Origin of the sequence: Mesorhizobium sp. M1273, from assembly GCF_040318195.1 — a bacterium.
Classification (GTDB): Bacteria; Pseudomonadota; Alphaproteobacteria; order Rhizobiales; family Rhizobiaceae; genus Mesorhizobium.
Genome location: NZ_JAMYLV010000044.1, coordinates 1 through 25,514 on the forward strand (window position 1 = coordinate 1; position 25,514 = coordinate 25,514).

Consider the following 25,514-nt stretch of genomic DNA (forward strand, 5'->3'; position numbering starts at 1 on the left):
CCGTCAATTGGGTTGGAACCGTGCATCATGGCCTACCCCGCGATCTTCTGCCATTTCACCCGAACACCTCCGGCTATCTTGCGTTTCTCGGTCGCATCTCGCCTGAAAAGGGGCCGGAAGCGGCCATACAAATAGCAGCGCGGGCCGGGTTTCCCCTGAAGATCGCCGCCAAAATCGACAAGGTGGACCAGTCGTTCTGGAAGGAAAGGGTCGAGCCGCAAGTGCTGCGGCATTCGAACGTGGAGTTCATTGGCGAGATCGATGAGCGGCAAAAGGCGGATTTTCTGGGCAATGCGAAAGCGCTTTTGTTTCCGATCGACTGGCCGGAACCCTTCGGTCTCGTAACGATCGAAGCAATGGCCTGCGGTACGCCAGTGGTTGCGTTCCGGCGTGGCGCCGTCCCGGAGATCATCGATGACGGTGTGTCCGGATGGATCGTGGATACGGCGGAGGAAGCCGTAGGCGCGCTCCGGCGCATAGACAGCCTCGATCGCGCACGAGTGCGGCAGACGTTCGAGAAGCGGTTCACGGTCGAGCGCATGTGCAGCGATTATCTGGCACTCTACCGAGCACTCACGAGCGGCACGGCAGACGCAGTTGCCCCCACAAACGAGCTCTCCAGAAATATCGCGATGGTGGCTGTGCCGGGCTGAGGAACCGACTGATCCACATACAGACCACGACGGCGGAGTCCGGGAGCGCCTGCGGGGTCTTGTCGCCGGGCGCGGCGATCGCGCCAGAAGCCTTTGATCAGCAGCAAGCCCTCCCGGGGCTAATGCTTTCGCGAGCGGCGGCGCACTGCCGCCCGGTCCGGATTGACGCGAGCTATTTTCGCTGCAAAGGTGCTTTAACGACTTGTTTACCATGCGTCGGTCAGGGGTGGGGGAATTTGGAACGGTTTCTGGGCGCGAACCGCCTTAATTGGGATGATCGGGCCGAACTGCACTCGACCGACACGACGGGCAGCTACCACATCGAGAATGTGCTGGCCGGCGGATCCAATCTCTATGAGCTGGAAACGCGCGAGCTCGGCGATATCGCCGGCAAGGATATCGTCCACCTGCAGTGTCACATCGGTCTTGACACGATCAGCTTGAAGAATCTCGGCGCAGGCAGCGTGACCGGGCTCGACTTTTCACCGACGGCGATCGTGGCAGCGCGGGATTTTGCTGCGAAGGCAGGCACCGAAGTGCGCTTCGTGGAAGCGCCACTGTTCGAGGCGGTGGAAGCGCTCGGCCGGACCTTTGATATCGCTTACGTTACCTGGGGTTCGGTAAACTGGCTGGACGACGTGTTCCGTTGGGCGCGGGTGGTTGCCGATCTTCTGCGACCCGGCGGCCGCCTCTACATGGCCGAGGGCCATCCATTGCTGTTTCAGTGCGATCGAAAGGCCGCGGCCCTGGAATTGAAGCACGACTGGCGAACGCCGATAGCTCGGCCGCTCGCCTGGAACGAGGAACTGACCTACACCGGCGATGATCGCATCTTGAAGCATCCTCGCTATTATGAATGGATCCACCCGATCAGTGACGTGGTGAATGCGCTGATTTCAGCTGGTCTGACGCTCGATTTTCTCAATGAGCATGACACGGTTTCGTGGCAGCACTTTTCATTTGCCGTGCGGGCCGGCAAGGATATGTACGGCTTGCCGGAGAACTCTCCCAAGATACCGATGGCTTATTCCATTGGCGCGACGAAGCGCAGCGTCGGCAAGATACCATACCTTGTGTCTCCCAAGGCGATTGAGGGGCACTAGTCCAGGTCAACGCTCCAGAGTACTCGGGTCGGAGCGTCGATTTGTGCAATCGCGCTCGCGCTCCTCTATCTTCCGAGCAAGCCAGGTCTAGCTGGCCTCTCTCTCGGTCCGCTTCCACAGACGAGCGCCTTGAGATGAGCAGATCTCCTCGCGAATGGTCGACAGACGCTGGATCGCCGGCGCCAGCGTATCTCAATCAGTGGGACCATGGCAGTGGAAGTCGGCAGCTGGCTCCAACCGCTCGGGCCTGCAACGTCAGCAACGGTCGGAAGTGCAAAAGCTCTAAGGAGCGTGAAGGTCAAATTAAACATTGAAAGCTAATGTTCCTCATCGGGTCGACCCGAAAACCTGAAATGGCACTTGAGGAATCGCCTATTGGCTTTTTTCCGCGCTAGGTTCGGCGGCATCAAGGAGGTCGTCTTTTCGTCGGCAAATATTCCGGCGGCGATCGCGCTTGTCGTCATACTTATCAGCGCTGCGTTCGCGGAGCACCAGAACAAAGTCGTCTCGGACCAGGCCGTCCGTTCGGACGTGCTGACCAAGGTCAACCTCATCCGCGCCAAGCTCGAAGGCAATATCAACGGAAACCTTCAACTCGTGCGTGGATTGGTCTCCGCGGTCGTGACCGAGCCCTATATGGGACAGCAACGCTTCGCCTCACTCGCGAGCAATCTGTTTGGCGCCGACTCGCAATTGAACAATATTGCCGGCGCGCCCGATCTGGTCGTTTCCCTGATGTACCCGATGGAGGGTAACGAGCAGGCGATGGGCCTGGACTACCGCAAGAACGAGCGACAGCGTGCGGCTGCGCTAAGGGCGCGAGACGAACGCAAGCTGGTGCTTGCCGGCCCCGTCGAGCTGAAGCAGGGAGGACAAGGCTTCATCGGCCGCTTTCCGGTTTTCGTGCGGAGCGCGGGCAATACGGAAAGGTTCTGGGGCATCATTTCCGCCGTTGTCGACGTGCAGCGTCTTTATCGGGCGAGCGGGCTGCTTGACGACGATCTCGGGATTGACATAGCGCTGATCGGCAGGGACGCTCTCGGCCAAAATGGAGACCAATTCTATGGTAATGAGCGGATCAGCAAAAGCGATCCGGTGACAGCCGACGTTGTGCTCCCGTCCGGTTCGTGGCAAATCGCGGCCATTCCCAAAAATGGCTGGCCTTCGACGCCAAGCAACGCATGGTTGTTGCGCGCTATCATGGCGACGGCCGGAGCCTTGGTTGTGTTCCCTTTCCTGGTCACAGGCCGCCTGATTGGCGAAAGACAGCGCAATTATGCGGAATTGCGTCGATTGTCACGACGCTTGGAACTCGCCCTGGAAGCGTCGGCTATTGGGGTTTGGGAACACGATCTCGCGACCAACGAGCTTACGTGGGATGATCGCGTCAACGAAATATATGGCAAACCAACCGGCGAGCACCGGGGCTACCCAGACTGGGCGGGAGCAATCCACCCAGATGATTTGGCTGGCGCCAACGCGGACTTCGACAGGGCGGTGGCCAGCGGACGACCATATTTGTCGGAGTACCGGATTGTGCGTCAGGATGGCGAGATTCGTCATGTCCGGTCCAAGGCGATCGTTTACCGGGTCGCAAACGACACCCCAAAAATGATCGGCGCGGAATGGGACGTGACTGCCGACGTCCTGCTGAACAAGGATCTGGTTCGTGCAAAACAGCTGTCCGAGTCGAAAAATGCGGAACTCGAGTCGGCCAAAGCGCGCATAGAGCACATCGCGCTTCATGATTCGCTGACCGGCTTGCCCAACCGGCGTTACCTCGACCAGGTACTGGAACATTACGCGGCAAACGCCAGGCGCTCAGGTGGGCACGCGGCACTGCTTCACATAGATCTGGATCGGTTCAAGCACATCAACGATACACTGGGCCACGCCGCCGGTGACGCGATGTTGGTTCACGCGTCGACAGTCCTCAGATCGAAGGTCGGCGACGAGGGATTCGTCGCCCGTATCGGGGGAGACGAATTCATCGTTCTGTGCGTGGTGCGCGACGATACCAAGCAGCTGGCGCTGCTCGCCGACCGCGTCATCAGCCAGATGCGCGAACCGGTCTACTATCAGGGTCATCGATGCCGTTTTGGTGTCAGCGTGGGAATCGCTGTCGACAACGGAAAAGATGTCGAAGCCAAACACCTGCTGGTGAACGCCGATATCGCGCTTTACCGAGCAAAGGGGCGGGGGCGCAATCGATACGAATTCTTCACAGACGCGATGCAAAGCGAAATCGTCGATACCAAGCGGATTGCCGACGAAATTCTCGGCGGCCTCGAGCGCAACGAGTTCATCCCGTTCTACCAGCCCCAATTTGACGCAAAGACGCTCGAAATCGTTGGGGTTGAGGCGCTGGCGAGGTGGAAACATCCAATAAAGGGTATTTTGGCGCCCGACGTCTTCCTGAGGATTGCAGAAGAACTGAACGTTGTCTCGATCATCGACCAAGCCATATTGAAGCAATCGCTTTCGGATTTCGAAGCGTGGTCCGCTGCAAAACTTCACATTCCGCGGGTGTCGGTCAATGTCTCGGCCAGGCGCCTTCAGGATGAGGAGCTCATCAAGAGCCTGCGAGAGCAAAATATCAAGAAGGGAACAGTTTCGTTTGAGCTTGTTGAGTCGATTTTCCTGGACGAGAACGACGACCTTGTCACGTGGAACATCGAGCAGATAAAAGAACTGGGGATTGACATCGAAATAGACGATTTTGGTACCGGTTACGCTTCGATGGTCAGTTTGCTGAAGTTGCAGCCGCGCCGGCTGAAGATAGATCGGCAGCTGGTCACCCCAATCGTCAAATCGCCGCAGAGAAGGCAGGTTGTCTCGTCGATCATTGAAATCGGCAAGTCGCTGGGTATCGAGGTCGTGGCGGAAGGCGTCGAGACGATGCAGCATGCACGGCTACTCAAGGGCCTGGGCTGCGACATATTGCAGGGTTATGCCTTCGGCCACGCGTTCGATTCCGAGGGACTTAAGACCTTTGTCCGATCGCGACGCCTGCGCACGGCCAGCTGAGCCTCGGCGCCAGAATTTATCGAGCCGACCGCCTTCACGTTGCGGTACATAGGCGTACAGCGGACAAAGCTGAAAACAACGCCAAACCTCAGATCAGCAGCAGCCCCTTCATGCTGGAGTGGCCTTTCCTGCCGATGATGATGTGGTCGTGAACGGCAATACCAAGCGGTTTGGCCGTCTCGATGATCAGCTTGGTCATCTCGATGTCGGCGCGCGACGGCGTCGGGTCTCCCGACGGATGGTTATGCGCCAGAATGATCGCCGTGGCGGAGAGCTCCAAGGCGCGCCTGACCACCTCGCGCGGATAGACCGGTGTGTGGTCGACGGTGCCGACCTGCTGGACTTCGTCGGCGATCAGCGCGTTTTTCTTGTCGAGGAACAGGATGCGGAACTGCTCGCGCTCCTCGAAGGCCATCACCGACCGGCAGTATTCGAGAACCTGCGTCCAGGTCGACAACAGCTCGCGGCCGGCGATCTCGCCGCGCGCCATGCGCTGCGCCGTTGCCGCAACCACCTTGAGGTCGAGCGCAACCGCCGGGCCGATGCCCTTCACCTCCTGCAGGCGCTTGACGGGCGCACCGAGGACCTCGGCCAATGTGCCGAAGCGTGCCAGCAATGCCTTGGCGACCGGCTTGGTGTCGGCGCGCGGGATCAGCCGAAACAATAAAAGCTCGAGCAGCTCGTAGTCGGGGAGGGTGTTGGCACCGGCGGCGAAGCGCTCGCGCAGGCGGTCGCGATGGCCGAGATAATGCGGCTTGTCGGCGGCCACCGCCTTCGCGGGCGATCGCACTGGCCTTTCGGGAAAGAAGGCCCGCTCGTCGTTGTCACCGTTCATGGCTGCCCCACCCAGCATTTGCCGGGCAAGGTAACGCCCGATCTGCCAGACACTAGGCCCGCAGGCCGGGGCGGTCGAGGTTTTTTGGCGACAGCGTGAAGATCTCGCAGCCGGTCTCGGTGACGCCGATCGTGTGCTCGTACTGCGCCGACAGCGAACGGTCGCGCGTCACCGCGGTCCAGCCGTCCGACAGCACTTTCACATGCGGCCGGCCGAGATTGATCATCGGCTCGACGGTGAAGATCATGCCTGGCCGCATCTCGACGCCTTCGCTGGCGCTGCCGTAATGCAGGATATTCGGCGCGTCGTGAAACAGCCGGCCAACCCCGTGGCCGCAGAAATCGCGCACCACCGAGCAACGCTCGGCTTCGGCATAGGTCTGGATGGCGGCGCCGATGGCGCCGGTTCGGGCGCCCGGCTTGATTGCCGCGATGCCGCGCATCAGGCACTCATACGTGACTTCGAGCAGCCGCTCCGCGGCACGCTTGATCGTGCCCACCGGATACATGCGCGAGGAGTCGCCATGCCAGCCGTCGAGGATATAGGTGACGTCGATATTGACGATGTCGCCATCCTTCAACGGCTTGTTGTCGGGTATGCCGTGACAGACGACGTGGTTGATCGAGGTGCAGGATGATTTCGTATAGCCACGGTAGTTGAGCGTCGCCGGAAGCGCGCCATGGTCCATCCCGAACTCGAAGACGAAGCGATCAATCGCTTCGGTGGTGACGCCGGGCGCCACAATCGGTACCAGTTCGTCGAGGCAGCGCGCGGTGAGATCGCAAGCCTTGCGCATGCCGACAAAACCTTCCTCGTCGTAAAGACGGATCTGGCCGGTGTTTCTGAGCGGTGCCGTGGCGGCGTCGAGATAGGTGACCATTTTATCCGTCTTGCAGGGATGCGGGGCTGGATGAGCCTCGGCGAGAGAAACCTCCCCAGATTTGGCACTGGAAAGCGCAAGGTTCAAGGACGAACTGCCGGCGACGGGCCGAAGACCGGCGATATTCACGCCTGGGGGCATTCTCCTTGCCTCTAGCGGCCCATACCTCGCTGGGTTCATTGACCACCGTAGTGACGACACATTTCTAGGCGAGAAGCGGCCCAAGCATTAAGCCGCCACGGCAATTTTTTGCGACGAACGGCGTTGCTGCGGGGGTGTCAGTTCGGGAGAGATCGAATGGACAGACTGCAATTCGAGGTGCCGGTGCGGATCGCGCCTGTGCCCGGCCAGCCGGTCGAGGAAATCTACAGTGTCGAGCAGGCGCTCGATTTCCTGCAAACATGGCCGGTTCGCCGGAAGGGACCAACCTACCAGGCCGCGTTCAATGCCTGTTTTGGCGCCACGGTGGACATCGTCGAGACCGAAGACGCATGGCGGGCCTTCATGGCCTTTTGCCGGGTGAGCGGCCTGCTTGCCAGGGACATGATGGTTCCGCGCAAGCGCGGCGGCGAGGCGAGGGGACTGCGGGCGTAGGGAGCCTTCGACGTAGTCCTCAGTCGTCTTCGCCTCTTCTTGCCGACATCCCTATCAGAGTGGCGGGTCCAGCAGAGCTGGCGCAGCATCACGCTGGCGATAGACATATGCCAAGTTGAAATGCTGGTACGCCCAAGGGGAATCGAACCCCTGTTACCGCCGTGAAAGGGCGGTGTCCTGACCGCTAGACGATGGGCGCGCTCAGATGTGAGCGCTTATAGTTGCGTCACGACAAACCGGCAACCCGTCTGCCGCCGGCTGCGACAACTTTTTTCCTTTGGCTCCAAACCGCGTGTTTTTGCCGGCGAAGCTGGTTGCGGCAAAGTACAACGTCGCCGGGGAAGGGGCGTCGCGGCGCCGGAAAGAACCTAGCCGCGCCTGCGGCAGCGCCAGTTCCAGTCGCGCTCGGGGCCGACATCGACATGGACGGATTCGGTGTGGCAGTAGGTGCCGACGCCGCCGCGGCCCGGCATGGTGCGGATGTAGCTCGCCAGTTCCCACTTCGAGACGCCGGGGACCTGGATGTCGGCGGCAGCGCAGTACATGTGCAGCGAATTCTTGGCGCCGTTGGCGCGGCGGTTGCGGGCCGGATCGCGATAGCCGGAGGTGACCGTCATCTTGCGGCCGTAGTGGCCTTCGATCGTCTTCAGCACGCGAACCAGCGATGGCTTCAAGCAGGCGACATCGACGCTTTCGTTCTGTTTCAGGAGGCCGTTGGGCGCCAGCCGGGCAAGGCCGGCGGCGGAGGCAACCTGGTAGGCGCCACCCGAACCTTCGTCTTCGTTGAGATCGACATCACTCTCATCGTCGAGGCCGGATTTGCGCTTGATCTCGAACAGCGCCGTCTGTCGCACGCCGGGCAGCGCATCGGCCGTGAAGTGGCTGGTGTCGCCTGTCGACACCAGCTGCACCGGCTTTTCAGCCGGATCGGCCGAAGCCAGGGTGACGGTGGGTTTTGCCGCAGGCGTCGCCTTGGCCTGCATGACCGTTGGCTGCCCGCCCGATCTGCTGTTGGCCGGCGAAGAAGGTGCCGCCGAAGCAGGCGTGGCGCTGAACAGTGAAGCCAGGAAGTTTTTCTTCGGTGCGTAGGCCTGTGGCTGCGGCATCTCGCCGGCGGTCACATAAACCGGGTTGTTCATCGCCGGCGCGGCAGTGTTGGCGTCGAGCTTCGATGCATCAGCACTGTTCTGCGCCACGGCCTGTTCGGCCGTCTGGGCGTTTGGTTGCAGCGGTTGCGGCGTGTGTCCCGCGATCGTCTCGGCTGCCGTGGGGACGGCGATCGGGAAGCCAGCGTCGAGCTTGGCCCCTGGCTTGGCCACCGGCACATAGGCGACCTGCTCGGGAAGGTTGGCGTCGCCGTCGGCATTCATCGTCATTTGTGCGCTTGTCATCTGCGACGATGATGCGGCCGTGCTGGCCTGGGGCGCACCGGCGGCCGTGCTGATTTCGGTAGCCGAGGTATTGTAGCCTGGCATGCCGACCGCCATGGTCGGGTCGCCGGCCGAGGTGCAGGACGCCAGGAGCACCGAGAAAAGCGCCGCCACAATGGCGCGGCTTTCTCCCTTCGCGAGGCGCGATCCTGCTGATCTCAAAACAAAATTCCCCCTCGATATCCGACCGGTTCGTCATTGGCGCGGCGTCGAAACGTCTCGTCGAAATGACCCTTGTTCCCCGAACCGGAAACGAGACCTGTGTCAAATCTGCAAGCCTCAAAGTAATTTGGCGGCTAGAGGATGAATCAAGGCTGCTCAGGGTTGACGGCACCATTTCGCCCGCTTTTGGCGGCGCGTCAACTCACCACACATTACAGATGGTTACACGCGCACCTTGACATAGGTGCCGGGGGCTTCGCCTAGAACTTGCATATGCTCGCCCGGTTTGCGGGCCGGTACGCGGGTATTGTCCTTGGCTTCGATCCAGCGTTGCCAGTGCGGCCACCAGGAACCGGGATGGTCGGTGGCCCCGGCGAGCCACTGGTCGAAGTCGCCGGCCGGCTTGCCGCCGGTCCAGTAGTGATATTTCTGCGCCGCCGGCGGATTGACGACCCCGGCGATGTGGCCGGAGCCGGCCATGACGTAATCGACCTCGCCGCCGAAATATTTCGAGCCGAGGAATACCGAAAGCGCCGGCGCGATGTGGTCCTCCTTGGAGGCGAGGTTGTAGACCGGCATGGTGACGTCCCTCAGCGAAACCGTGCGGCCCGCCAGTTCCATCATGCCTTGCGAAAGCCTGTTCTCGAGATAGCAATTGCGCAAATAGAAGGAATGGTTGGCAGCGCCCATGCGGGTCGAATCGGCATTCCAGTACAGCAGGTCGAAAGGCAGGGGATCCTTGCCGCGCATGTAGTTGTTGACGACATAGGGCCAGATCAGGTCGTCCGAGCGCAGCATGTTGAAGGCGGTCGCCATCTTCGTGCCGTCGAGATAGCCTTTCTCGTTCATCGCCTTTTCGACGGCCGCGACCTGCTCCTCGTCGACGAACACTTTTAGATCGCCGGCATAGGTAAAATCGACCTGGGTGGTGAAGAAGGTGGCGGATTTGATGCGGTTGTCGCCTTCCTGCGCCATCAGCGCCAGGGCCGCCGCGAGAAGCGTGCCACCGACGCAATAGCCGATGGCGTTGACTTGCCTTTCGCCGGTGGCCTTCTCGATCGTGTCGAGGCCGTATTGCAGGCCCTCCCTGATATAGGCCTCCCAGCTCTTGGCGCCGTGCCGCTCGTCCGGGTTGATCCAGGAGATGACAAAGACGGTGTGGCCTTGCTCGACTGCCCAGCGAATGAAGGATTTTTGCGGGTTGAGGTCGAGGATGTAGTATTTGTTGATCCATGGCGGGCAGATCAGCAGCGGCCGCTTGAGCACGGTGTCGGTAGTCGGTTCGTATTGCAGGATTTCGGCGACGTCGCTGCGGCCGACCACCTTGCCGGGAGTGGTGGCGAGATTCTTACCGATCTCGAAAAGCGAATAATCGGCCTGCCGCAGCTTCAGGTCGCCCTTGCCGGCGGCAATGTCCTCGGCCAGCATCTTCATGCCGCGCACCAGGTTTTCGCCGTTGGAGGCGACAGTCTCGCGAAACAATTCCGGATTGGTCAGGATGAAATTCGACGGCGAGATGGCATTGGACACCTGCTTGACATAAAAGCCGGCCTTGTGGCGGGTGTGCTCGTCCAGGCCGTCGGCGTGCTCGACCAGTTCGGCCGCCCAGCGCGAGGTGACCAGATACGCCTGTTTGAGGAAATCGAAGAAGGCGTTGCGGCCCCATTCCGGGTCCTGGAAACGCTTGTCACCGCGCTCGGGCTTGACCGCGTCCTCGGCGTCCTCGGCGCCGGCGCCGATGCGCTGGACGGCGTTGGCCCAGACGGTCATGTAGCCGGAAAACAGCCGCGTTTGCGCCTCCAGCGCGCGCTGCGGGTCGGAGAGCCAGTACTCGGTGAGCTTGGAGAACGTCTTCACCATGTCGACGACCGGCTCAGCGACGTGATCGCGCACCTCGCCTTTTTCCCGCGGCTCGGCCCATGCCGAGGCGGCCTTGCCGGCCTGCTCGATCATGCGAGCCATGTTCAGCGCGAAGCGTTCCGGGTCCTTCACCAGATATTGCTCGACGGTCGAAGGTTGGTCATCTTCCGCTTTGCCCGAATCGGGTGTTTTGGACATGGTTCGCGGGGTTCCTCCCGAAGCGTTTTGTTGACATATTACCATGGCATACCGAACAGGGTCCAATGTGCTCTAACCCGGCCGCCAGGAAAACAATATGACGATTAATATTGGCAAGAACGTTTTTTCCGGCACTGGTCGTTTTTGCCGCATGGCGCTCGTCATGTTGGCGATGGCCGGTTGCACGAGCAGCAACATGGAAGGTGCGGCGCCCGCCACCGGCCTTGTCGGCGCGAAGGACACCGGTTCCTATCCGAACCTGAACATCCGGCCGCAGGTGGCGGCCGAGCAATTCACCGACGAGGAAAAGAACGCCAAGCTCGCCCAACTGAAGGCCGAGGAGCAGAGCCAGGCCGCCAAGGGCGGCGGCGTCAAGGTTGCGGACCAGGCAGCGCTGGACCAGCTGGCAAAAAAACACGGCGCCGAGGCGCTGAAGCAGATCGAAGGCAAATGCGACCCCGCTCTCGACCCTAGTTGCAAATAGGCTTATACGCGCGACCGCAACCTCACTGTCTGGAACTGCCATGGAAGAATTTCACAAGGTCCGCCGGCTTCCGCCATATGTCTTCGAACAGGTCAACCGCCTGAAGGCCAGCGCGCGTTCGCGCGGCGCCGACATCATCGACCTTGGCATGGGCAATCCGGACCTGCCGACGCCCAAGGCCATCGTCGACAAACTCTGCGAGGTGGTACGCGATCCGCGCACACACCGCTATTCGTCGTCGCGCGGCATTCCGGGCCTGCGCCGTGCCCAGGCCAACTACTATGCCCGCCGCTTCGGTGTGAAGCTCGACCCGGACAGCCAGGTGGTGGCGACGCTCGGCTCGAAGGAGGGCTTTGCCAATATGGCGCAGGCGATCACCGCCCCCGGCGATGTGATCCTGTGCCCTAATCCGACCTATCCAATCCATGCGTTCGGCTTCATCATGTCGGGCGGCGTCATCCGCTCGCTGCAGGTCGAGCCGGACGACGGCTTCATCCCGGCCCTGGAGCGCGGCATTCGCCATTCGATCCCGAAGCCGCTGGCACTGATCCTCAATTATCCGTCCAATCCGACGGCACTGGTCGCTTCGCTCGATTTCTACAAGGAGGTGGTGGCCTTCGCGAGGAAGAACGACATCATCATCCTGTCGGATCTTGCCTATTCGGAGATCTATTTCGACGGCAATCCGCCGCCTTCGGTGCTGCAGGTGCCGGGCGCCATAGACGTCGCCGTCGAGTTCACCTCGATGTCGAAGACCTTTTCGATGCCGGGTTGGCGCATGGGTTTTGCGGTCGGCAATGAACGGCTGATCTCGGCGCTGACGCGAGTGAAATCCTATCTCGACTACGGCGCCTTCACGCCGATCCAGGTGGCGGCGGCGCATGCACTCAACGGCGATGGCGCCGACATCGCGGAAGTGCGCGACGTCTACCGCAAACGCCGCGATGTCATGGTCGACGCTTTCAGCCGCGCCGGCTGGACCATTCCCGCACCGGCGGCATCGATGTTCGCCTGGGCGCCGATCCCGGAGCCGTTCAAGCACCTGGGCTCGCTTGAATTCTCCAAGCTCCTGATCGAGCACGCCGACGTCGCCGTGGCGCCGGGCGTCGGCTTCGGCGAGCATGGCGACGATCACGTGCGCATCGCGCTGGTCGAAAACGAGCATCGGATCCGGCAAGCGGCGCGCAACATCAAGCGCTTCCTCGCATCCAGCGCCAAGCAGCCGAATAACGTCGTACCGCTCGCCGCACATCGCTGAGTTTCTGCATATCAAATCGACCGAGTTGTTGAGGGGCGCCGCCGGACATGGCTGAAGCATTGCGTGTTGGAATTGCCGGTCTCGGCACCGTCGGCGCGTCGGTGGCGCGCGTGCTGCGCGACAAGGCGGCGGAACTGACGCGGCAGTGCGGACGCGACATCGTCGTCACAGCCGTTTCGGCCCGAGACCCAAAGCGCGACCGTGGCGTCGATCTTGGCGCAGCACAGTGGTTCGACGACGCCATCAAGATGGCGCAGACCGGCGAGATCGACGTGTTCGTCGAGCTGATCGGCGGCGACGACGGGGCGGCGCGCTCGTCCGTAAAAGCGGCACTTGAAGGCGGCCGCCATGTCGTCACCGCCAACAAGGCGCTGCTTGCCAAGCACGGCGTGGCGCTGGCCGAGATCGCCGAGAGGAAAGGCGTGCTGCTCAATTACGAGGCGGCGGTGGCCGGCGGCATTCCGGTTATCAAGACAATGCGCGAGGCGATGGCCGGCAATTCGGTGACCCGCGTTTTCGGCATCCTCAACGGTACCTGCAACTACATTCTGACGCGCATGGAAGCCGAGGGCCTGTCTTTCGATGCCTGCCTGAAGGATGCGCAACGGCTGGGCTATGCCGAAGCCGACCCGACCTTCGACATCGAGGGTCACGACACCGCGCACAAGCTGTCGATCCTGACCAGCCTTGCCTTTGGCACGAGGATCGCCGCCAACGATATCTACATGGAAGGCATCTCCAACATCAGCCAGGCCGACATCCGCGCGGCCGGCGATCTCGGCTACCGGATCAAGCTGCTTGGCGTCGCCCAACGCACCGAAAGCGGCATCGAGCAGCGCGTGCACCCGACCATGGTGCCGACGGCCTCGGTCATCGCGCAGGTGCACGGCGTCACCAATGCGGTAGCGATAGAAACCGACATCCTCGGCGAATTGCTGCTTTCCGGCCCTGGCGCCGGCGGCAACGCCACCGCGTCGGCGGTGATCGGCGACATTGCCGATATCGCCAAGAGCCGGCCTGGCTTCCAGCATGGTCCGGTCTTCGGCCGGCCGGTGAAGGAATTGAAGCCTTACAAGAAGGCGCAGATGCGCAGCCATGCCGGCGGTTATTTCATCCGGCTGACCGTGCACGACCGCCTCGGCGTTTTCGCGGCAATAGCCAAGCGCATGGCCGACAACGACATTTCTCTGGAATCGATCGTCCAGCATGCCGCCGGGCCGGAAACCGAGGCACAGAAGACGGTTATCCTAGTGACCCACGAGACGACCGAGGCGGCGGTGCGCAAGGCCGTCGACGGCATCACCAGGGACAGCCTTCTGACCGACAAGCCGCAAGTCATCCGCATCGAGCGGGCCGGATAGCAGTCTCACATTTTGCGTTTAATCGATTGATATTGCTGCGCTTTCAAAAAGGTCCAACGCAGGTCTTGCTGTTGTCACGGGGCTTTGACACAAGAAGCGCGTCTCTGGCGGAGAGGCTAAACTGCCAACGAGGATTGTCCATCGATGAATGTGGCCCAGAACATTGTCGCCGGCCTCGACCGGATACTGACCATGGAATTGGTGCGCGTCACCGAGCGCGCCGCGGTCGCGGCCGCCAGATTGCGCGGACGCGGCGACGAGAAAGCCGCCGACCAGGTCGCGGTCGATGCCATGCGGCAGGAGCTCAACCGTCTTGCCATCAACGGCACGGTGGTGATCGGCGAAGGCGAGCGCGACGAGGCGCCGATGCTTTATATCGGCGAAGAGGTCGGTACCGGCCAAGGCCCGGCTGTCGACATCGCGCTTGATCCGCTCGAAGGCACGACGATCTGCGCCAAGAACCTGCCCAACGCACTGGCCGTTATCGCCATTGCCGAAAAAGGCAGCCTTTTGTTCGCGCCGGACGTCTATATGGACAAGATCGCGATCGGTCCGGGTTATGCCGACGGCATCATCGACATCGATGCCTCGCCGGCCGAAAACATCGCCAGCCTCGCCAGGGCCAAGGGCGTGCCGGTGGCGGAGATCACCGCCTGTATTCTCGACCGGCCACGCCATGGCGCGTTGATCGAAGCCGTGCGGGCGACCGGAGCCGCGATCCGTCTGATCGGCGACGGTGATGTCGCCGGGGTCATCCATACCACCGACCCGGACGAGACCGGCATCGACATCTATCTCGGCACCGGAGGCGCGCCCGAAGGCGTGCTCGCAGCTGCCGCCTTGCGCTGCACCGGTGGCCAGATGCAGGGCAGGTTGATCTTCGATACGCCGGAAAAGCTGGCGCGCGCCGCGAAGATGGGGATCTCCGACCCAAAACGGATCTACCACACGCAAGACATGGCACGCGGCGACGTGCTGTTTGCCGCGACCGGCGTCACCGACGGCAATATGCTGGCCGGCGTCAAGTTCGGCCGCAATTTCATCACCACGCACACGATCGTGCTGCGCTCGTCATCGCGGACCGTGCGCGAAATCAAAGCCAGGCATCAGGATCTGGAAAAGTTTTGATTTCGACTCAGTTAGCCGTTGCATATTGTGCGCAATGACAAATTGCAGACGGCGCGTCACGTGACGGGGGAAAGACGCTTTTTCCTCGATGTCAGGCAGTCGGCCACCGGCGTTTCCTGGGAACACCGGCTGACCGAGCGTCAGGACATGGCCGCGCTCGCCATCGCGCAAGGGTATGGCGTGCCTGACATCGTGGCACGTGTGCTGGCCGGGCGTGGTGTCACCGCCGAGCAGACCGAGCGGTTTCTGGATCCGACCATCCGCAATCTGCTGCCCGACCCGGCATCGCTGACCGACATGGACAGGGCCGCCGCTCGCATCGCCCAGGCGGCGATGGCCAGGGAAAAAGTGGCGATCTTTGGCGACTACGATGTCGACGGCGCCGCCTCGTCGGCGCTGCTCAAGCGCTTTCTCGCATATTTCTCGGTGGCGTCGGAGATCTACATACCGGACCGCATCTTCGAGGGTTACGGCCCCAATCCGGAAGCGATGCGCGAACTCGTCTCGCGCGGCGCGACGCTGATCGTCACCGTCGATTGCGGCACCAACAGTGCTGCTTCCATCGACGCCGCAAAGGCCGCCGGCGCCGACGTCGTGGTGCTCGATCACCATCAGGTCGGCGGGCCGCTGCCGGCGGCGGCTGCGGTCGTCAACCCAAATCGCGAGGACGACCTTTCCGGCCAAGGTCATCTTTGTGCCGCCGGCGTCGTCTTCCTTTGCCTGGTGCAGACCGCGAAGATCCTGCGCGGCCGCTTGCCGGATGCCGCACCGCCGGACCTGCTTGGCCTGCTCGACCTGGTGGCGCTGGGCACAGTCTGCGACGTGGTGCCGCTCACCGGCGTCAACCGCGCCTTCGTGGTCAAGGGGCTGCAGGTGGCGCGGCAGCAGAGAAACGAAGGGCTGGCGGCGTTGGCGCGGGTCTCGCGTATAGGCGAGCCGATCAGCACGTTCCATCTGGCCTTTCTGATCGGTCCGCGCATCAACGCCGGCGGGCGCATCGGCGACGCAGCACTTGGCAGCCGCCTGCTTGCAACCGACGACCCGGTCGAGGCCCGCACCATCGCCGAGACGCTGGATCGGCTCAACCAGGAACGGCAGTCGATGGAGCAGGAGATGCTGGCCGCCGCGCGCTCAGAGGCCGATGCCGAGCTTGCCGGCGGCAATGGTCCGGCCATCGTGGTGACAGCCAGCAGCAACTGGCATCCTGGCATTGTCGGCCTGCTTGCCTCGCGGCTCAAGGACCATGCAAGACGGCCGGCCTTTGCCATCGCCTTCAACGCCAATGGTTTCGGTACGGGGTCAGGCCGTTCGGTGTCGGGCTTCGACCTCGGCCGGCTGGTGCGCGAGGCCGCCGATGCCGGGCTGATCGTCAAGGGCGGCGGCCACGGAATGGCGGCCGGCATCACTGTCGAGCGGGCGAAGCTCGGCGAACTCAGGGCTTTCTTCGAAGAACGCGCGGCGGTGGATGTATTCCGGCTGCAAGGCGAGGAGAGCCTGGCGATCGACGGTGCGCTAGCCGCCGAGGGCGCGACGCTTGGGCTGCTCGATGCACTAGAGAGGGCAGGGCCGTTCGGCGCTGGGCATGTCGCGCCGGTGTTCGCGCTGCCGCGTCACCGGCTTGTTGATGCGCGGGCGGTCGGCAGCAACCACATCCGCGTCGACCTGCAGTCGGAAAGTGGCGGCCGCATCCAGGCGATCGCCTTTCGCGCCGTCGATACTGCGCTCGGCGAATTCCTGTTCAAGAACAGGGGCAAACCGGTGCACGTCGCCGGCTCGCTGTCGGGCAATCACTGGAACGGCAACCGCACGGTGCAGTTCCGCATCATCGACGCGGCGCTTGCCTGAGAGCTCGCTGCCGCCCTGCCTAAGCGAGGACGGTCTGCAGCCGGGTCAGGTCGCCGATCTGCGCCATCGTTGCCTGGTAGCCGATACGGATCGCTTCGTCTGCGCGGTGGAATTCGGTCAGGCCGATATGGCTGAGCTTCGGCTGCAGCGATATGTCCGGCGGGTCGCCGGCCAGCCTGGCGCGCGAAATGCGGTCCTGGATGATGTTAAAGGCCTCGACCATGACGCCGGTAATGCCGAGCCGCGTCTCGCGCGACTGGCGTTCGGGATCGGCGTGGCCGGCCCTCGGCGCGTCTTTCTCGATGACCAGCTCGCCGGCATTGTGCTTGATCACCGCGGCGCGGCCGAACAGATCGTAGTGAAGGTTCACCGCAACTACGAGCGGCTGCTCGTAGGCACGGCAGACCGAGACCGGCACCGGATTGACCAGTGCGCCGTCAACCAGCACACGCCCATTGCAGGCGACCGGCTCGAACACGCCGGGCAGCGCGTAGGAGGCGCGCATTGCGGTGCTCAACGAGCCGCTCGACAGCCAGATCTCATGACCGGTGCGGATTTCCGAAGCGACGCAGACGAATGGTTTTGGCAGGTCCTCGAAGCGGATGCCGGCTATGTGCTCGCGCAGCCGCGCATCGAGCTTCATGCCACCGAACAGGCCGCTGCCGCGTAGATTGAGGTCGAGAAGGCCAAAAATGCGCCGCCTGGTCAGGCTGCGCGCGAATTCTTCCAACTCGTCGAGCTTGCCGGCAACATAGCAGCCGCCGACCAGCGCGCCGATCGAGGTGCCGGCGATCATCGACACTTCGATGCCGGCTTCATCAAGCGCGCGCAGCACGCCGATATGCGCCCAGCCGCGCGCACAGCCGCCACCCAATGCCAGCGAAATCCCAGTTTTGCCCGGAGATTTGATTTCGGATGCGCCCGCGGCCGAGGAGAGGCCATTGGCCTCCCGAACGTCAGGTCTGTTGCGCAATGACGCCCAGTCGAGCATCACAATCTCCCTTGTCCCACGGTCATCCTATAGGCGGGCCGTATCGAAATCATGAATATACGTGGCTGAAGTGCTGCGAATGGTTCATATTGATGGTGTATTGGGCTTTCGATAGGTTTTTTCCGCATCGAACAGCGGGTTGCTGCCGTCGCTGGCAAGCGTCCCTTTGCCATCGCTCAGCCCCACCGTCCGATAAAAGCATGAACGTCGGCCGGTGTGACAAGTTGCTTGGTGACCCAGCATTTTGACGCGCAACCATATCGCGTCCTGGTCACAATCCGTGAGCATCTCGACGACCTGCTGGACATTGCCCGAGGTTTCGCCCTTCTTCCACAGCGCGTTGCGCGAACGCGACCAGTAGTGCGCGATGCCGGTCTCGAGCGTCAGCGCCAGCGCCTCGGCATTCATATGCGCGACCATCAGCAGCACGCCGTCTTCGGCATCGGTGACCACGACAGTGACGAGGCCGGCAGCATCGAAGCGCGGTGAAAGGACCGCGCCTTCCTCGAGTGCCTTCTTGTCTGTTGGAGCTTTCGGGAATTCCAATGCCGACATTCGCCGGTCCTTATCTAGCGAAGCCGGCAGGCCGATCAGATCCTGCCGCCGCGCACCATGGTGACGAAGCGGACCTGCTCTTCGGGTGTGTCCTTGAAGACGCCGGTGAAGGTTGAGGTCAGCGTGGTGGAGCCCTGCTTGCGGATGCCGCGCATGGCCATGCACATATGCTCGGCCTCAAGCATAACGGCCACACCGCGCGGATTGAGCACGTCCTGGATGACGCCGGCAATCTGCGCAGTCATCGCTTCCTGGGTCTGCAAGCGATGGGCGAAGATGTCGACGACACGGGCTATCTTGGACAGGCCGACAACCTTGCCGTCAGGCAGATAGCCGACATGCGCCTTGCCGATGATCGGCACCATGTGATGCTCGCAATGCGAGTGGAAGGATATGTCCTTGACGAGAACGAGGTCGTCATAGCCGGCAACTTCCTCAAAGGTGCGGCCAAGTTCCTCGGCTGGGCACATATCATAACCGTTGAACATTTCGCTGAACGCCTTGGTGACGCGCTTCGGCGTGTCGATCAGGCCCTCGCGGTCAGGGTTGTCGCCGGTCCAGCGCAACAAGGTGCGCACAGCGGCTTCGACTTCGGCCTCGCTCGGCCGGTCGGTGACCGGCTTTTCCATATAGGCAGACCGCGGCATGAGCTTCTTGATAACGGCGTCCATAAAGGCGTCTCCCGTAGTTCCTCTCTCAGGAGGAACGAGTTGAACGGACCACGACCTTTCGGGTGTCAGAAACTCGCCCGGTTTCCAGCCCGTAAGTGGCGTGAACAGAATTGGGTATGACGAGGTTTGTGGTCGCCTTGTCGATACCCGACTACCGCCATTATATATGTTCGTGCCGAGCGAAAGGAAGACGCCAGAGCGGCAATGACTGTTCGCTGGGCGGCGACGGATTGGAAAAATATGATCGACGATGTCTACAATGCGAAAATTCTGGGTTTTGCCGGAAACATCGCACGGATCGGCCGGCTCGACCGGCCCGACGCAACCGCACGAGCACATTCCAAGCTGTGCGGCTCGACGGTGACCGTCGATCTGAAGATGGATGATGGCGTCGTCAGCGATTTCGCGCATGACGTGAAAGCCTGTGCGCTTGGCCAGGCGTCGTCTTCGATCATGGCGCAGCATGTCGTCGGCGCCAGCGCCGAAGAATTGCGCAGCGTGCGCGAGACGATGCTGAAGATGCTGAAGGAAAATGGCCCGCCGCCCGAAGGCCGCTTCGCCGACCTGAAATACCTGGAGCCGGTGCGCGACTATAAGGCGCGCCACGCCTCGACCATGCTGACCTTCGACGCAGTGGTCGACGCCATCGGCCAGATCGAGAAGAAGCGGGCGGAAGAGGCGGCTTAAACCTTGGCGAGAAAATGCCGGCTTTCGGCGAATTCCGCCCGGACCCAGTCGGCAAAAGCCCTGGCTGGTTCGGAAAGGTCATTCAGCCTTCTGGCTACTAGCCAATAGGCGCCCGACGCGACGTCGATGTCGAAAGGCTTGATCAGCGCGCCGGACGCAAGTTCTTCGCCGATCTGCAAAAGATCGCCCAACGCGACACCATGTCCAAGCAAGGCTGCCTGCTTCGAAAGCGAAGCATCGGCCAGCATCGGACCGCGCGCTGGCACGGCATCAGCCGTCACGCCCGCCGCTTCGAACCAGCGTGCCCAAGCCTGACGGTTTTCTTCGTGCAGCAACGTATAGCGACCAAGGTCGATCGGCTTTTCCAGAGCTGGGCCGGATGCAAGAAGTGCCGGCGACAGAACTGGGGAATCGACGACCGCGGCAAGCTGTTCGGCTTCGCTGCGTGGCCATGAGGTGGCTGCGTCGGGGCCGCCGTCAATTCCGAAAGCAGCCTGTCGATGCCCTCGAAACTTCTGACCAACTGGTCGAGCAGCCGCTGGCCGGTGTCGGTCAACTCGACGCGGCGATGATGGCGGAAGAACAAAGGTTGGCGCAGGAAGGTTTCGAGCTCGCGGATCTGTCGGCTGATCGCCGCCTGCGAAACATAAAGCTCCTCGGCCGCACGGCTGAAGCTCAGGTGACGACCGGCTGCTTCGAAGCTTCTCAGAGCCGTCAGGGGGAGGTGTCCGCGCTTCATTCGCATAACTCAGAGTTATCTGACGTGGACGTTATACTCGTTTGAAGAGCAAGGCCAGCGGCGCTCTAATCGGTGCTCAAGGAGTGCCGCCATGATCCAGTTTCTCAACATTCTGGGCGATGTGATGCGGATCGCGACGTTTCAATGGTACGACGAGAAACCGCATAGGGATTGGTGCGAGGAGAGGCCGCCGACCAGCGTCGCCGTATGCCGAAGGCCGACGCCCGACCGCTATCCGGTTCGCCCTACCAGGCCATGACGGGATTGCCGGAACGGCATTGCGTTCCTGGCCCGATGCGCACATCTATCGCGTAGGGAAACGCGATGTGGAGACTGCGGTGGTCGGCCAACATCGGCATGCGCACGGCGCCAGGCCGATTCGACAAGGACGCAACTGGTCCGGCCCGTGGCGCAAGACGCCGGGCCGCGTCTTCGGCACGTCGCTTGTCCGACTTTACCAGCTGACGCTGTCCGGCTTCGTCGGCAATTCCTGCCGGCATCTGCCGACCTGTTCCGAATACGCGTACGAAGCGATCGCCCGCCACGGGCTGTGGGCCGGCGGCTGGATGGGGTTTTTCCGGGTGCTGCGCTGCGGACCGTTCGGCACGCACGGCATCGACCGGGTGCCTGAGGCACTGGCTGATCGCTACCTCTGGTTCACGCCATGGCGGTACTGGCGGATCGGGAAAAAACGTGGCGACCTGGACAGTTGACCGCAACTGTGCGGTGCACAAAGGGATCGCTTTTTACGATCTGGTAGGGTTAACCGCAGCTTGCGCTGACATAGCGCATTTGAGACAAAATCGAGACAAGACACCTCGCTAAGCCGCTCCTGACACCCTTCAGGAGAGATTACCAAATGCGCCGGATAGATCGTCGTCCCTTCATTTTCGCCGTGGTTCTCTACGTCCTGGCGTGGCTGATGGGTTTTCCGATCCGTGCGCAATCGGCGCCGCTCGGGGACGTCGAATGCACGCTGATCGTCGACGCCGCAAGCGGCGAGACGCTGTATCGCCAAGGGACCTGTGATCAGCGCTTCAGCCCCGCCTCGACATTCAAGGTTCCGCTGGCGCTGATCGGCTATGATGCTGGAATCCTGAGCGACGAGCATACGCCAAGCTGGGAGTACAAGGCAGAGTTCAATGCCCCGAAACGGGACCGCAAGACCGTCGACCCGACGATCTGGGAAAGGGATTCGGTCCTTTGGTTCTCACGCGAGATTACGCGCCGGCTCGGCAGCAAACAGTTTGCCGGCTATGTGTCCAGATTGGACTATGGCAACACCGAAGTCTCCGGCACTGCCGGCAAGAATGACGGCCTCACCCATTCCTGGGTGAATTCTTCGCTCAAGATATCGCCGGTCGAGCAGGTCGATTTCCTGCGCAAGCTGCTGGCGCGAAAACTGCCGGTTTCGGACAAGGCCCATGCGATGACCAGCGCGATTGTCCCGACCTTCCGGGCAGGCGGCTGGACGGTGCAGGGCAAGACCGGAACGACCAGGCTCGGCGACAGCGCCGACAAGCGCTCGCTTGGCTGGTTTGTCGGCTGGGCGCAGACCGATGCTCGCAAGATCGTCTTTGCCCGCCTGGTAGTCGATACGAAACGTTCCGACACGCCAAAGGGACTCAAGACGCGGGCGATGTTCCTGAAAGATCTGCCGAATCTCCTCAGGTGACCTAGATCCGGCTTTACGGCGCCGAAAACTGCCCATAAAAGACCGCTCGCCGCCGGACGCATCCGGCTCTTACTGATGCATGTCGTAGCGCCAAAACCGCTAAGCAGTCTTGGGCGACATGCATTTTACCACCCGCGCTCGTTTGCGGGACTGGATAGGAGAATCTTATGCTGAATTCCGTTTCCCTGACATTTCCCGATGGTTCCGTTCGCGATTACGACGCGGCGATGACCGGCGCCGGCCTGGCGGAATCGATCTCGAAGTCGCTGGCCAAGAAGGCCGTTGCCTATTCGATCGACGGCACGCTGCGCGATCTTTCCGACCCGATCGGCAGATCGGGCAAAGTCGAGATCATCACCCGCGAGGACCCGCGTGCGCTGGAGCTCATCCGCCACGATGCAGCCCATGTGCTGGCCGAAGCCGTGCAGGAACTTTGGCCGGGAACGCAGGTGACCATCGGGCCGGTGATCGAAAACGGGTTCTACTACGATTTTGCCCGCAACGAGCCGTTCACGCCCGACGATTTCCCGGTGATCGAGAAGAAGATGCGCGAGATCATTGCACGCAACAAGCCGTTCACCAAGGAGGTCTGGTCGCGCGAAAAGGCGAAAAGGATCTTTGCCGACAAGGGCGAGCGCTACAAGCTCGAGTTGATCGACGCCATCGCCGAGGACCAGGATCTCAAGATCTATGCACAGGGCGACTGGTTCGACCTCTGCCGCGGCCCGCATATGGCCGCGACCGGCCAGATCGGCAGCGCCTTCAAGCTGATGAAGGTCGCCGGCGCCTATTGGCGCGGCGACAGCAACAATCCGATGCTGACCCGCATCTACGGCACGGCCTGGGCCGATCAGGCGCAGCTCGAAGCCTATCAGACGATGCTGGAGGAGGCCGAGAAGCGCGACCACAGGAAGCTCGGCCGTGAGATGGACCTGTTCCACTTCCAGGAGGAGGGCCCCGGGGTCGTCTTCTGGCACGCCAAGGGCTGGAGGATGTTCCAGAACCTGGTCAATTACATGCGTCGCCGCCTCGACGAGCAGGGCTATCAGGAAGTCAACGCGCCGCAGGTGCTCGACAAGAGCCTGTGGGAGACGTCAGGCCACTGGGGCTGGTACCGGGACAACATGTTCAAGGTGACCGTTGCTGGCGACGACACCGACGACGACCGGGTGTTTGCGCTGAAGCCGATGAACTGCCCCGGTCACGTCCAAATCTTCAAGCACGGGCTGAAATCCTACCGCGATCTGCCGGTAAAACTTGCGGAATTCGGCAATGTGCATCGCTATGAGCCGTCCGGCGCGCTGCACGGGCTGATGCGCGTGCGCGGCTTTACCCAGGACGATGCGCACATCTTCTGCACCGAGGAACAGCTCGCCGACGAGTGCATCAAGATCAACGATCTGATCCTCTCGACCTATGCCGATTTCGGCTTCGACGAAATCACCGTCAAGCTGGCGACCCGCCCCGAAAAACGGGTCGGCACCGACGCGATGTGGGATCATGCCGAGGGCGTGCTGCAGGACGTGCTCGACAAGATCGCGGCGCGGTCGGGCAACCGGATCAAGACGGGCGTCAATCCGGGCGAGGGCACGTTCTACGGGCCGAAGTTCGAATATGTGCTGAAGGACGCCATCGGCCGCGACTGGCAATGCGGCACCACGCAGGTTGATTTCAACCTGCCTGAACGGTTCGGCGCCTTCTACATCGGCTCGGATTCGGAAAAGAAGCAGCCGGTGATGGTCCATCGCGCCATCTGCGGCTCGATGGAGCGGTTTCTCGGCATCCTGATCGAGAATTATTCCGGCCATTTCCCGCTCTGGTTCGCGCCGCTGCAGGTGGTGGTGGCGACGATCACTTCCGATGCCGACGATTACGCCCAGAAGGTCGTTGCGCAGCTGAAGGCGGCGGGGCTGATCGCCGAAGCCGATCTGCGCAACGAGAAGATCAACTACAAGGTCCGCGAGCATTCGCTGGCCAAGGTGCCGGTCATCCTCGTCTGCGGCAAGCGCGAGGCCGAGGAAGAAACGGTCAATATCCGTCGTCTCGGGTCGCGTGACCAGGAATCACTCGGCCTCGCAGCCGCCGTGAGGCTGCTTGCCGACGAGGCGGTGACACCCGACCGCAAGCGCCGCGCGGCCTGAACCAGTCGACGAGCAATGAATGGCGGTGGAGCGATCCACCGCCATTTTTATATTTTGTATGCCTGTCACGCCGCACGCCTATCTGGCAAATCGATCGACGTGCGCGTCGGCGACGCGCTGGCGCGACCCATGCACAAGGCAGCTTAGAGGGGCGCGTCTCAGTCGGCGCCTTCCTCGGAATCGATGGCCGAAGCCTCGGTGGCCAGAACCTCGATGTCCTGGTTGTGCCCAGCCACCACCGTAAAATCCTTCTGGTAGATGCGGTCGCGGTTCTTGGCGATGATGGTGTAGTCGCCCTCGGCCAGCACCATCGAGGCAAAGGCGCCGACGGTTTCCTTGATCGGATCGCCGGATTCGTTGAGCAGGGACCAGGAGGTGTCGGCGATCGCCTCGCCGCCTGGTTCGCGCACCAGCTTCATGGTCATCTCGGCGGCACGGTGCTCGACGGTCGCTTCAGTCAGCTTGCCGGCCTCGACGCGGATGTCGGAGCGGATGACCGCGTTCACCGCGCCATAGGTCGACACGACGTGGTAGGTGCCGGCATTGAGCCGCACGACGCTGTTCGGCTCGACATCGGGTATGATCAGGGCGCGATCGCCATCGGCCGCGGCGTGGCTCTCATAGATCGAGAAGCGCAGCTTCTTCGGCGGTATGCGTACCCCGCCGGACAGCACTGCATCGAGCTTGAGGCCACCGGCATCGAGCACGAGGCTCTCGCGCTTGGCTTCCTTGCCGACGGTGATGCGCTTGGTGGCGCCGGCCCGCCCGTAGGAGGCGTGGACCAGATACGAACCCGGCTCGAGCTGGAATATGGCGGTGCCGCCATGAGAGGAGGCGACCATCGTCAGCTTGCCGTCGCTGGCCGATTCGGGTTTGAAGACGCGCCAGACTATGCCGCGCGTGATGTCGGCGCCCTTGTCGGTCAATTGCGCCGACAGCGTGATCGCCCCGCTGCTGCCCAATGCCAGCGATGTCTCGCTTTTCGGAGGTGCATAGCCCGAAATTCCGGGAAGCTTCAGCTCGCCAAGGCCGTCCACATCCTGGGCGACGGCAAGCGAAACCGGCACCATCAACAGTGCGGCAGCGAGCCATATCAGGAAAAGACGCAATGTCCCCTCAAACATGCCTTGCGTTGAAGCCCAAGGCGGTGGCAATTTCAAGGCTTAAGAGTCCGGTCGGCTTCTGCCACAGGGCTCTTTGTCCGGCGCGCCGCGCCAATGCCCAAGCCGCCCGATGT

General features: G+C 62.0%; 22 protein-coding genes, 1 tRNA gene and 1 pseudogene. 14 read left to right on the forward strand and 10 right to left on the reverse strand.

The annotated features are described in order from the left end of the window. The 3 genes from NKH30_RS29390 to NKH30_RS29400 all read left to right on the forward strand — a co-directional run. Positions 1 to 653 (forward strand): glycosyltransferase (locus NKH30_RS29390; RefSeq protein WP_352997697.1); only part of this gene is annotated, 653 nt, incomplete at its 5' end. 59 nt (positions 654 to 712) lie between these two features. Further along, a complete protein-coding gene (locus NKH30_RS29395) occupies positions 713 to 1,756 on the forward strand; it encodes a class I SAM-dependent methyltransferase (RefSeq protein ID WP_352997698.1) in 1,044 nt (347 codons plus the stop codon). Between the two features lie 447 nt (positions 1,757 to 2,203). Further along, the gene (locus NKH30_RS29400; RefSeq protein WP_352997725.1) at positions 2,204 to 4,783 is read left to right on the forward strand and encodes a bifunctional diguanylate cyclase/phosphodiesterase; all 2,580 of its coding nucleotides are present in this window, start codon (positions 2,204 to 2,206) and stop codon (positions 4,781 to 4,783) included. A gap of 88 nt (positions 4,784 to 4,871) precedes the next feature. Here the strand turns inward: NKH30_RS29400 and radC are convergent, their stop codons facing one another. Both radC and map read right to left on the reverse strand, forming a co-directional pair. Then, a complete protein-coding gene (radC, locus tag NKH30_RS29405; RefSeq protein ID WP_352997699.1) occupies positions 4,872 to 5,618 on the reverse strand; it encodes a RadC family protein in 747 nt (248 codons plus the stop codon). A 52-nt stretch (positions 5,619 to 5,670) separates the two neighbouring features. Beyond that, complete coding sequence (map, locus tag NKH30_RS29410; protein WP_352451363.1) at positions 5,671 to 6,498, reverse strand: type I methionyl aminopeptidase; 828 nt, start codon at positions 6,496 to 6,498, stop codon at positions 5,671 to 5,673. Between the two features lie 297 nt (positions 6,499 to 6,795). Between map and NKH30_RS29415 the strand changes: the two genes are divergently transcribed. After that, entirely contained in the window at positions 6,796 to 7,092 is a 297-nt protein-coding gene (locus tag NKH30_RS29415) for a DUF982 domain-containing protein (RefSeq protein WP_023678889.1), read from the forward strand. Positions 7,093 to 7,216: 124 nt separating this feature from the next. On the opposite strand, the gene NKH30_RS29420 is transcribed toward NKH30_RS29415, so the two are convergent. From NKH30_RS29420 to phaC, 3 genes are all read right to left on the reverse strand, one after another. Next, positions 7,217 to 7,291 (reverse strand) — tRNA-Glu (locus NKH30_RS29420). 169 nt (positions 7,292 to 7,460) lie between these two features. Next, positions 7,461 to 8,579 carry a YcbK family protein gene (locus NKH30_RS29425; RefSeq protein WP_352997727.1) on the reverse strand — a complete coding sequence of 373 codons (1,119 nt, stop codon included), beginning with the start codon at positions 8,577 to 8,579 and terminating at the stop codon, positions 7,461 to 7,463. 327 nt (positions 8,580 to 8,906) lie between these two features. Continuing rightward, positions 8,907 to 10,742 (reverse strand): class I poly(R)-hydroxyalkanoic acid synthase, encoded by a 1,836-nt coding sequence (gene phaC / locus NKH30_RS29430; protein ID WP_352997701.1) that lies wholly within the window; start codon positions 10,740 to 10,742, stop codon positions 8,907 to 8,909. Positions 10,743 to 10,839: 97 nt separating this feature from the next. On the opposite strand from phaC, the gene NKH30_RS29435 reads away from it, so the two are divergent. The 5 genes from NKH30_RS29435 (at position 10,840) to recJ (ending at position 16,818) form a co-directional block, all read left to right on the forward strand. Beyond that, positions 10,840 to 11,226, forward strand: a complete 387-nt coding sequence (locus NKH30_RS29435) for a hypothetical protein (RefSeq protein WP_352614042.1) — start codon at positions 10,840 to 10,842, stop codon at positions 11,224 to 11,226. Positions 11,227 to 11,266: 40 nt separating this feature from the next. After that, a complete protein-coding gene (locus tag NKH30_RS29440; protein ID WP_023678886.1) occupies positions 11,267 to 12,484 on the forward strand; it encodes an LL-diaminopimelate aminotransferase in 1,218 nt (405 codons plus the stop codon). A gap of 47 nt (positions 12,485 to 12,531) precedes the next feature. Then, positions 12,532 to 13,845: a homoserine dehydrogenase gene (locus NKH30_RS29445; protein WP_352819162.1), complete on the forward strand. Its 1,314-nt coding sequence runs from the start codon at positions 12,532 to 12,534 to the stop codon at positions 13,843 to 13,845. Positions 13,846 to 13,989: 144 nt separating this feature from the next. Then, on the forward strand, positions 13,990 to 14,973 hold the full coding sequence (gene glpX / locus NKH30_RS29450; protein WP_352451359.1) for a class II fructose-bisphosphatase: 984 nt from the start codon (positions 13,990 to 13,992) through the stop codon (positions 14,971 to 14,973). 60 nt (positions 14,974 to 15,033) lie between these two features. Further along, entirely contained in the window at positions 15,034 to 16,818 is a 1,785-nt protein-coding gene (gene recJ / locus NKH30_RS29455; protein ID WP_352997703.1) for a single-stranded-DNA-specific exonuclease RecJ, read from the forward strand. Between the two features lie 19 nt (positions 16,819 to 16,837). Here the strand turns inward: recJ and NKH30_RS29460 are convergent, their stop codons facing one another. The 3 genes from NKH30_RS29460 to folE all read right to left on the reverse strand — a co-directional run bounded on the left by NKH30_RS29460 (position 16,838) and on the right by folE (position 19,035). Continuing rightward, entirely contained in the window at positions 16,838 to 17,809 is a 972-nt protein-coding gene (locus NKH30_RS29460) for a patatin family protein (protein ID WP_352997705.1), read from the reverse strand. Positions 17,810 to 17,893: 84 nt separating this feature from the next. Further along, positions 17,894 to 18,364 (reverse strand): phosphoribosyl-AMP cyclohydrolase, encoded by a 471-nt coding sequence (hisI, locus tag NKH30_RS29465; RefSeq protein WP_352500848.1) that lies wholly within the window; start codon positions 18,362 to 18,364, stop codon positions 17,894 to 17,896. A gap of 35 nt (positions 18,365 to 18,399) precedes the next feature. Further along, positions 18,400 to 19,035 carry a GTP cyclohydrolase I FolE gene (gene folE / locus NKH30_RS29470; RefSeq protein WP_352466975.1) on the reverse strand — a complete coding sequence of 212 codons (636 nt, stop codon included), beginning with the start codon at positions 19,033 to 19,035 and terminating at the stop codon, positions 18,400 to 18,402. Between the two features lie 240 nt (positions 19,036 to 19,275). Between folE and NKH30_RS29475 the strand changes: the two genes are divergently transcribed. Next, entirely contained in the window at positions 19,276 to 19,722 is a 447-nt protein-coding gene (locus NKH30_RS29475; protein ID WP_023678879.1) for an iron-sulfur cluster assembly scaffold protein, read from the forward strand. Here the strand turns inward: NKH30_RS29475 and NKH30_RS29480 are convergent. Further along, positions 19,719 to 20,461, reverse strand: a pseudogene (locus tag NKH30_RS29480) (LysR family transcriptional regulator). The gene NKH30_RS29475 and the pseudogene NKH30_RS29480 sit on opposite strands and share 4 nt — an antisense overlap. A 91-nt stretch (positions 20,462 to 20,552) precedes the next feature. Here NKH30_RS29480 and NKH30_RS29485 point away from each other — a divergent pair. The 4 genes from NKH30_RS29485 (at position 20,553) to thrS (ending at position 24,277) form a co-directional block, all read left to right on the forward strand. Beyond that, entirely contained in the window at positions 20,553 to 20,720 is a 168-nt protein-coding gene (locus NKH30_RS29485) for a hypothetical protein (protein WP_352473909.1), read from the forward strand. A 79-nt stretch (positions 20,721 to 20,799) separates the two neighbouring features. Then, positions 20,800 to 21,174 (forward strand): membrane protein insertion efficiency factor YidD, encoded by a 375-nt coding sequence (yidD, locus tag NKH30_RS29490; RefSeq protein WP_352451412.1) that lies wholly within the window; start codon positions 20,800 to 20,802, stop codon positions 21,172 to 21,174. Between the two features lie 146 nt (positions 21,175 to 21,320). Further along, positions 21,321 to 22,136, forward strand: a complete 816-nt coding sequence (gene blaOXA, locus NKH30_RS29495; RefSeq protein ID WP_352473908.1) for a class D beta-lactamase — start codon at positions 21,321 to 21,323, stop codon at positions 22,134 to 22,136. Positions 22,137 to 22,303: 167 nt separating this feature from the next. Continuing rightward, entirely contained in the window at positions 22,304 to 24,277 is a 1,974-nt protein-coding gene (thrS, locus tag NKH30_RS29500) for a threonine--tRNA ligase (RefSeq protein WP_352473907.1), read from the forward strand. A 158-nt stretch (positions 24,278 to 24,435) separates the two neighbouring features. Here the strand turns inward: thrS and NKH30_RS29505 are convergent, their stop codons facing one another. Then, positions 24,436 to 25,401, reverse strand: coding sequence for an RgsD C-terminal domain-containing protein (locus NKH30_RS29505; RefSeq protein ID WP_352540660.1), 966 nt, complete (start codon positions 25,399 to 25,401; stop codon positions 24,436 to 24,438). Positions 25,402 to 25,514 lie beyond the last annotated feature (113 nt).